Raw genomic sequence first — 7,944 nt, forward strand, 5'->3', positions numbered from 1 at the left:
GAACGAGCGGTGCAATGGGCGATGTGGAACACACTGCTGCCATTTCCCAGACCCTCGCCGAGGTCGGCCCGCGTCTCAAGCGGTTGCGAACGGAGCGCGGTGTGACGCTGTCCGCCCTGGCGGAGGCCACCGGGATCTCGAAGAGCACCCTGTCCCGCCTGGAGTCCGGTCAGCGCCGCCCCAGTCTGGAGCTGCTGCTCCCCATCGCACAGGCCCACCAGGTGCCCCTGGACGAGCTGGTCGGGGCGCCCGAGGTCGGCGATCCGCGGATCCGCTTGAAGCCGCGGCAGTTGAACGGCTCCACGGTGCTGCCGCTGACCCGCCACCCGGGCCCGTTGCAGACGTTCAAGATGGTCATCCCGGCCGAGCGCCGCACCCCGGAGCCGTGTACGCACGAGGGCTACGAGTGGCTGTATGTGCTGGCGGGGCGGCTGCGGTTGGTGTTGGCCGATCATGACCTGGTGATGGGGGCCGGCGAGGCCGCCGAGTTCGACACCCGGTTGCCGCACTGGTTCGGGAGCACCGGGGACGGGCCGGTGGAGGTGCTCAGCCTCTTCGGACGGCAGGGCGAGCGCATCCACGTGCGCGCCAAGCCCCGGTCGCGCGCGGCGGACGCCGACGAGCCGTGAGCGCGGGAGCGGGGAGGCGAGAGCGGAACGCCCCCAACTCGCCCGCGCGACCGCCGGTTTGCCGCCCCACCGCCCCGCCCGGGCCTTCCGCGCACACGGTCACGCCCGGGCGAACGGTGGACGCTCACGGCCCCCTCCGGGAACGAGTTCCGGCGGCCGACCTACGGGCACCACAGGTCCCACAGACCCCACAAATCCCAGGTCCGGTAGCCCCCCGCCCCCGTAGGACCGGCCAGTCCGCCGCTACTCCCGTTGGCCCCGGCCCCGCTCTCGGCGTCGGCCCTGGCCTCCACCCCGCGCCTCCGTCACCGCGAGCCCCCCGACGGCCGTCAGCAGGACCGTGGTGCCGGCCGCCGTCGCCACGGTGAGCCGTTCGCCGAGGAACAGCACCGCGAGGGTCGCCGCCGCGACCGGTTCGATCAAGGAGACCACCGAAGCGGTCGCGGCCCGTACGGCGGCCAGGCCGGCGAAGTAGAGGCCGTAGGCGAGGGCGGTGGGGACGGCGGCGATGTAGCCGAGGAGGAGCAGGCTGCGCCCGAGGTCGTGGGAGTGCGGCCAGAGCCCCTCGGCCGCGGCGAGGGGCAGCAGGCACAGCGCACCGGCCGCGAACGCACCGGCCGTCGAGGCGTGGGGATCGTTGCCGCCGCCCCTGCCGAGTCGGCGGGTGGTCAGGGTCAGCACCGCGCAGCCGGCGGCGGCGAGCAGGGCGTAACCGACGCCCGCCGGGCGGACGGTGGCGGTGCCGTCGCCGCCGACGACGAGGACGAGCAGGCCGGTCAGCGCCCCGCCGACGGCCAGGATGCCGCCGACGCCCAGCCGTTCGCCCATGGTGAGGCGCGCTCCGAGGGCGATGAGGACGGGGCCGGCGCCCATGGTGACGACGGTGCCGACGGCCAGGCCCGTGGCCTGCACCGAGGCGAAGTAGGCGGCTTGGAAGACGGCGAGGGCGAGGCCGGTGACCACGACCCGCGCGGCGCGGTGGCGGAGCGGCTCGACGGGCAGCAGGGTCGCTCCGTTCGCGGCGCTGGTGCGGTGTCGCCACACCGCCCGTACGGCGAGCAGGAGCAGCAGGCCGCCGAAGGTGCGCCAGAAGGTGAGGGCGATGGGGCCGAGTCCGCTGCCCCGGTAGAGGAGGGCGGCGGCCGCGCCGGCGGTGCCCCAGGCGGTGGCGGCGAGCGAGACGTAGGCCAGCCCCCGGCCCACGGGCAGGGCGGAGTGAGGTGTGGTGTGCATGGGAGGGTGCTCCGGGAAAACCATGGCGGCGCGGTGCGCCGGTCAGTGGTCGCGTGGTCCCGTATGCGGGCAGCGTCGACCGGCTCCGGGCTCAGCCTGGGCCGGGATTTCCTCGGTGGTCGCCGCCCGCTCTAGGCGGCGGGCGGGGACAGCACGGTCGAATACATGATCACGAGCCTATGCCGTGGGCGAATCGGCCGGCAAGCCATCCACAGGCGGTGCCCGGAGGGCCGTCGGCTTCTAAGAGCCTTTGGTGTGCAGCACGTTGGGGGTGGTGTCGGGGTCCGTGACGGGTGTTCCTCCGGAGGCCACGGTGACGGTGCCGTTCCCGTTCCGCTCGGTCGCCGGCTTGGCCAACTGCGCGATGAAGGCACCGATCAGGACCACCGCGCCGCCGGCGATCTGGGCCGCGGAGAGGTGCTCGCCGAGCAGCACCCAGGCGAGCACGGTGGCGATCACCGCCTCCAGACAGGCGACGACGCCGGCGACCTGCGGGGAGAGCCGTCGGACCGACACCACGCCGGTGAGGTACGCGACGACCGTGGCGACCAGCACGATCCAGGCGAGCAGCAACACGGCGGGTACCGCGGCGCCGTTGAGGTCCGCGGTACCGCGCAGCACCGACCAGTGCATGGTCCAGGGGCGGGCGACGACGGTGAGGACGACGGCGCCGATCAGCAGGCCGTAGGCGATCACGCCGAGCGGGTCCGGTGCCGCGTCGGCGTCGCCGTCCGTGCCGTGGTCGGACAGGACGAAGTAGCCGACCTGGCAGCAGGCCGCGCCGAGGGCGAGGGTCAGACCGAGGGGGTCGAGGCTGAGCCCGGACCACACCTCGACGACGCAGGCCAGACCGCCGACGGCCAGCACCACACCGAGCGCGGCGGCGCGGGTCACGGGCCGCTTCTGCACGAAGCGCACCCACCCCAGGACCAGGGCGGGGGCGAGGTATTCGATGAGCAGCGCGACGCCGACGGGGATCCGGGAGAGCGCGGCGAAGTAGCAGGCCTGGACGCCGGCGACGGCCAGCAGGCCGAAGCCGACGAGGAGCGCCGGCCGGCGGCGCGGCAGATCGCGGTGGCGCCAGGCGACGGGGAGCATCACCAGCGCGGCACCGGCCACCCGTAGCCAGGTGACGTGCAGCGGTTCGAGGCCGGCGGTGATCAGCGGCTTGGCGGCGACGCCGGAACCGCCGAACGCGAGCGCGGAGAGCAGGGCGATGCCGAGCCCGGCGCCGCGCCCGGTGGGCCGGGCGGTGTCCGGGCCGCCGGCGGCCGGCTGCTGGGTCCCCCAGGACCCGGAGGTTCCCTGGGCCGGGCCGGTCATGTGACCCGCCGAGCTCCCCGATGAGGCGTGCATCGGGTCATCATGACAGCCGTGATCAGCAGCGTCATCCCTCAACGCCCCTGTCTCACAAGGCGATACGGACAGGGGGTGCGGGCGGTGTGGGACGGGGTCGGTCAGACCGGTTCGGGACGCTGGTCGCCGTCGAGGCGGGCGGCGAGCCGGGTGGTGTCCACGGAGGCGCGGCGCAGGACCTCGACGGCCCGGGATTCGGGGTCGTCCACGAGGGCGGCGAGGAGGTCGAGGCAGTCGGCCCGGGTGTCGTAGCGGGCGTGGGCGCGGTCGAGCGCGCCGTCCATCGCGGCGGCCGCGGCCGGCGACCATCCGGGGACGCCGCCCTCGCCGACCATGGGGACCGCGCCGGAGTCCTCGACGGTGCCGTGCCATTGCAGGCCGTAGCCGATGCTGCGCTGGACGAGATAGCCGAGCAGCCGGGCGACCTGGGCGCCGTCCTCGAAGACCTCGCGGACCGCGGGGTCCCACTCCAGGAGCCCGTGCAGCAGGTGCGCGGTGTCGACCTGCCGGTCGCCGTCGCGGGTGGCCCGTCTGCGGGCAGCGGAAACCACCGACGCCAGCTCCACGGTGAGCAGGCTGTCGGGGTGTTCCTGGGCGGAGCGGTCCCCGCCGCTGTACGCAGTACGGTTTTGCACAGCCCCACCCCACCAGTCCGCGAAGGCCGGAGCATCCCCGGCGGGAAGCATTTGCGCATCCCACCGTGGTTGGGGAAGCCCACACAAGATCTCATCCTTACGGAGGATATGCGGAGGGATCATGAAGGTCGGGCCTACCACCCCATACGGTCACAGGCTCCCCCATCTCCCCCTCACCGCCGAACCGCAAGCGGCAACCAGCGACCCCGCCCCCTCTCCCCACGGCCTGCCGGCGGACCTCCGTGCACCTGGATCAACGAGCCAACGACGCGGAAGAACCTGCCTCGGAGCCCTCAGTGCCGCCGCGATGCCTCCATATTCGACGTCCGGGGCGACAGTTCGACACCCCACAAGAGAGCTGACCCTCCGTCAGGAATTCTGCAGCGCCACCCTTGCACCTTCACCCCCGCCCCGCTACGTTCCGCGCACCAACCAGGACGCCGTCACCGAAGGGGTGCCCGCATGGCCGATGTCACCGCCCAGGCCCGGATCGAGGCACCGACCGAGAAGCTCTGGGACCAGCTCACCGACTTCGACTCCTACGGGCACTGGAACGCCACCCACACCGACTTCCCGCACGGCGGCCCGCACCCCCTGGAGGTGGGCGCCACCTACGCGGAGAACATGAAGCTGATGGGCTTTCCAGCGGAAGTGTCCTGGACCGTAAGGGAGTTGGAGCCCGGCCGGCTGCTCGTCGTCCACGGCAAGGGACCGATGGGTGTCAGTCTCGGCATGCGCTACCAACTGACGCCCGACGGCGGGGCGACCTCGGTCCGGATCGACGGCTCCTTCACCGGCGCCGCGGTCTCCCTGATGGCGGCCAAGCTGAAGGACTCGGCAGGCGCCGCGCTGGAGGAGTCCCTGCGCAAGCTGGCCGGCCTGGTGACCTGAGCCGCCGGGGCGGCGGCACCCTCCGGCACCGCCACCCCGCCCCACCGCGCCTCAGTCCTCCTCGGCGAGGATCAGGTACAGCTCCTTGCGGGCCTTGTTGACCACCGCCATGGCCTTCTCCCGCTGCTCGGGACTGCCGGTGGCCCACACCTGACGGAACGCCTCGACCAGGCCGCCGCCCGCCTTGCGTATCTCGTTCATCGCCTCCCAGTCGACGCCGCGACCGGCGTCCTCCCAGGGGGCGTCGGAGCCGCCGTCCGCCTCGGCGCGCCCCTCGTCGGTCAGCGAGAACAGCTTCTTGCCGCCCTCGCTGGCGCTGGCGATCAGCCCCTCGTCCTCCAGCAGTTGGAGGGTGGGGTAGACCGAGCCGGGGCTGGGCTTCCACGCCCCGCCGCTGCGCTCGGCGATCTCCTGGATCATTTCGTAGCCGTGCATCGGGCGGTCCTTGAGCAGCGCCAGTATCGAGGCGCGCACATCGCCGCGCCGGGCCCGGCCGCGCGGCCCCCCGCGCCCTCGACCACCCCCGAAGGGCGGGCCTCCGAACGGCGGGCCGAAGCCGCCGAAGGAGGAGCGGCGACGCTCGAAGCCGCCGAACTCCCCGCGCTCGCCGCGGCGTCCGGGGCCGTAGTTCTCGTGCCGGTGGTCACGTCCGTGCTCGTATCCCTGGGAACGCATGGTGCGCCCTCCTTCTCGTCGTCAGTGCATCACGCACGTTCTATCGCTCGCGATCGTTGACCGATCGCGATGCTTCAACGATATATCGGGACTGTTCGACGAACAAGGGTCCGCCTGAGATTTCCGGGTCCAATTCCCTGAGATTGGCCTTGGCCTGCGGCTTTGCCCCGCACCTAGGCTCCGGGCCATGAGGATCCGCATCGTCGACGCCTTCACCGACCGTCCGTTCGCCGGCAACCCCGCGGGGGTCGTCCTGCTCGACGCCGACGCCTTCCCCGAAGACGGCTGGCTCCAGCACGTCGCCACCGAGGTCAATCTCTCCGAAACCGCCTTCGCACACCCGCTACCCCCGGGCGGCGACGCCGACTGGGCGCTCCGCTGGCTCACCCCGACCGCCGAGGTCAACATGTGCGGGCACGCCACCCTGGCCACCGCGCACGTGCTGCACACCACGGGCACGGCCACCGGCACCGTCCGCTTCCGCACCCGCAGCGGCGTGCTGATCACCACCGTCGACGACGGCGGCTCGATCACCATGGACTTCCCCACCGCCCCGCTGACCCCCGTGGACGTGCCGGACGCCGTCACCCGGGCGCTCGGCGCCGAGATCCGCTCCGCCCACGACACCGGCCCCCACGTCGGCGACCTGCTGGTCGAGTTCGCCGACGAGAAGTCCGTGCGCGCGCTGTCACCGGACCTGCCGCTGCTGGCCGGGCACGGCGGACGGGGCGTGATCGCCACCGCCCGCGCCGAAGACCCCGACGGCGGCTACGACTTCGTCTCCCGCGGCTTCTTCCCCTGTGTGGGCGTCGACGAGGACCCGGTCACCGGTAGCGCGCACACCGCGCTCGCCCCCTTCTGGTCGGCGCGCCTGGGCCGCGCCAACCTGGTCGGCCGCCAGGGCGGCGCCCGGACCGGGCTCGTCCGCACCGAACTGCGCGGCGAGCGCACCCTGTTGACCGGTTCGGCGGTGACCGTCATCGACGGCGAACTGCTCGCCACCGCCTGACGCCGCCCCGGTACCGCACGGGGCGGGGGGCCATCAGGCCACCCGCCCCGTGCTCCGGTTTCCCGGCCGCTCACGCCGTGGGCAGCCAGGACACGTGCCCCGCCAGCAGCGCGTAGCCCAGGAACGCCACGATGTCGATCAGCGCGTGCGCCGCGACCAGTGGCCCGACCCGGCCCCAACGCCGGTACACCAGGGCGAAGATCACGCCCATCACCATGTTGCCGAAGAAGCCGCCGATGCCCTGGTAGAGGTGGTAGGAACCGCGCAGCACCGAACTGGCGGCCACCGCCGCCCAGGGTGCCCAGCCCAGTTGCCCCAGCCGGCGCAGCAGATAGCCGACGACGATGACCTCTTCCAGGACCGCGTTCTGCACCGCGGAGACGATCAACACCGGGATCTTCCACCAGACATCGGGCAGCGCCTCGGGCACCACCGTCAGATTGGCCCCGGCCGCCCGCGCCCCCAGGTAGAGCAGTAGCCCGCTGCCCCCGATGAGCGCGGCCAGTCCGGCGCCCATCCCCAGGTCGAAGCCGGGCCGCCGCCGGTCGAAACCGATGGCGCGCAGCCCGCCGGCCCGCTCCCGGAGCAGCAGATGGGCCACCAGCACGACCGGGACCAGGGCCGTCGCGATCCCGAACAACTGCCAGGCCAGGTCCAGCCAGGGCCGGCCGGGCGCGTGCGAGGCGTTGAGCGTCGCCGCCTGGTGTTTGAGTCCGCCGGGCCTGGTCAGCGACCCGACGAAGCTGATGAGCGCGGAGACCGCGCTGGCCCCCAGGGAGAGCGCCAGGACGATCAGCGTCTCGTTGCGCAGCACGCTCCGGGCCGGCTCCCCGGCCGTCGTCACGGGGCGCCCCGAGCCGTCGCCGGCGCCCGGAACGTCGGCGTCCGCCACGGGACTTGCATCCGACTGCAAAGGTTCCTCCACTTCCGCAGTACCGCCTCTTCACCACCGTCGCTCCACCAGGGTCTCGAAAGCGGGTGCGAAGATCGCGCGCGACAGGCCGGCGGCGAGCGCCCTCCCCGGAGGGGCGCCCGCCCGCATCGATCCCGAGGGAGGCCCGGGCCGGACCTCCGTACACCGGGAGCGGCGTTACCGCATAAGACGTCCCAGCTTGCCCGACGGCTCCATACCGCACCGAACGGGGTCCCTCCGGCACCGGACGCGGTGGCAGTCAGGGCCCACCGGGACGCAGCGCGCACCGACGGCACGCCCCGATGTCGCGGTGCACGCACGGCCCTCCTCCGAGGTCACCGACTCGCTCGCCCAACGGCCGGCCGACCCGGAACACCGATTGTCGGCGCCGGGTGCGGACCTACGGGCGGACCGGGCCGCGCTGAACGAGCCGGCGGAACAAGACCCACCGGCCCTACGGGACGCTTCCCCCCGCCGCCGTACGTCGCTGCGCCGGCACCCCGGCCTTCCCTAGGAGTTGTCTTCAAATGTCACGCCCACATCAGGAGCGCTGCGAGGGTGATGGCTGCTTGGTAGGACTCGGCTGTCTTGTCGTAGCGGGTG

Annotated in this window: 9 protein-coding genes; 4 read left to right on the forward strand and 5 right to left on the reverse strand. The window is 73.0% G+C overall.

The features are described 5' to 3' along the window. Nucleotides 1-14: 14 nt before the first annotated feature. Nucleotides 15-629, forward strand: a complete 615-nt coding sequence (locus ACIQU6_RS29295) for a helix-turn-helix domain-containing protein (RefSeq protein WP_403484697.1) — start codon at nucleotides 15-17, stop codon at nucleotides 627-629. A 243-nt stretch (nucleotides 630-872) separates the two neighbouring features. On the opposite strand, the gene ACIQU6_RS29300 is transcribed toward ACIQU6_RS29295, so the two are convergent. The 3 genes from ACIQU6_RS29300 to ACIQU6_RS29310 form a co-directional block, all read right to left on the reverse strand. Then, the gene (locus ACIQU6_RS29300) at nucleotides 873-1,862 is read right to left on the reverse strand and encodes a DMT family transporter (protein ID WP_403484698.1); all 990 of its coding nucleotides are present in this window, start codon (nucleotides 1,860-1,862) and stop codon (nucleotides 873-875) included. Nucleotides 1,863-2,102: 240 nt separating this feature from the next. After that, on the reverse strand, nucleotides 2,103-3,218 hold the full coding sequence (locus ACIQU6_RS29305) for an EamA family transporter (RefSeq protein ID WP_403484699.1): 1,116 nt from the start codon (nucleotides 3,216-3,218) through the stop codon (nucleotides 2,103-2,105). Between the two features lie 101 nt (nucleotides 3,219-3,319). After that, nucleotides 3,320-3,853, reverse strand: a complete 534-nt coding sequence (locus ACIQU6_RS29310) for a Clp protease N-terminal domain-containing protein (protein WP_403484700.1) — start codon at nucleotides 3,851-3,853, stop codon at nucleotides 3,320-3,322. A 462-nt stretch (nucleotides 3,854-4,315) separates the two neighbouring features. On the opposite strand from ACIQU6_RS29310, the gene ACIQU6_RS29315 reads away from it, so the two are divergent. Beyond that, nucleotides 4,316-4,744: an SRPBCC family protein gene (locus tag ACIQU6_RS29315; protein WP_403484701.1), complete on the forward strand. Its 429-nt coding sequence runs from the start codon at nucleotides 4,316-4,318 to the stop codon at nucleotides 4,742-4,744. A 51-nt stretch (nucleotides 4,745-4,795) separates the two neighbouring features. Here ACIQU6_RS29315 and ACIQU6_RS29320 read toward each other — a convergent pair whose 3' ends face one another. Further along, complete coding sequence (locus ACIQU6_RS29320) at nucleotides 4,796-5,419, reverse strand: PadR family transcriptional regulator (protein WP_403484702.1); 624 nt, start codon at nucleotides 5,417-5,419, stop codon at nucleotides 4,796-4,798. Nucleotides 5,420-5,606: 187 nt separating this feature from the next. Between ACIQU6_RS29320 and ACIQU6_RS29325 the strand changes: the two genes are divergently transcribed. Beyond that, nucleotides 5,607-6,428, forward strand: coding sequence for a PhzF family phenazine biosynthesis protein (locus tag ACIQU6_RS29325; RefSeq protein ID WP_403484703.1), 822 nt, complete (start codon nucleotides 5,607-5,609; stop codon nucleotides 6,426-6,428). A gap of 70 nt (nucleotides 6,429-6,498) precedes the next feature. Here ACIQU6_RS29325 and ACIQU6_RS29330 read toward each other — a convergent pair whose 3' ends face one another. Next, nucleotides 6,499-7,341, reverse strand: coding sequence for a CPBP family intramembrane glutamic endopeptidase (locus ACIQU6_RS29330; protein ID WP_403484704.1), 843 nt, complete (start codon nucleotides 7,339-7,341; stop codon nucleotides 6,499-6,501). 310 nt (nucleotides 7,342-7,651) lie between these two features. Between ACIQU6_RS29330 and ACIQU6_RS29335 the strand changes: the two genes are divergently transcribed. Beyond that, the gene (locus ACIQU6_RS29335) at nucleotides 7,652-7,855 is read left to right on the forward strand and encodes a hypothetical protein (RefSeq protein ID WP_403484705.1); all 204 of its coding nucleotides are present in this window, start codon (nucleotides 7,652-7,654) and stop codon (nucleotides 7,853-7,855) included. The last annotated feature ends 89 nt before the right edge of the window (nucleotides 7,856-7,944 follow it).

Source organism: Streptomyces sp. NPDC090442 (assembly GCF_044769405.1).
Classification (GTDB): Bacteria; Actinomycetota; Actinomycetes; order Streptomycetales; family Streptomycetaceae; genus Streptomyces.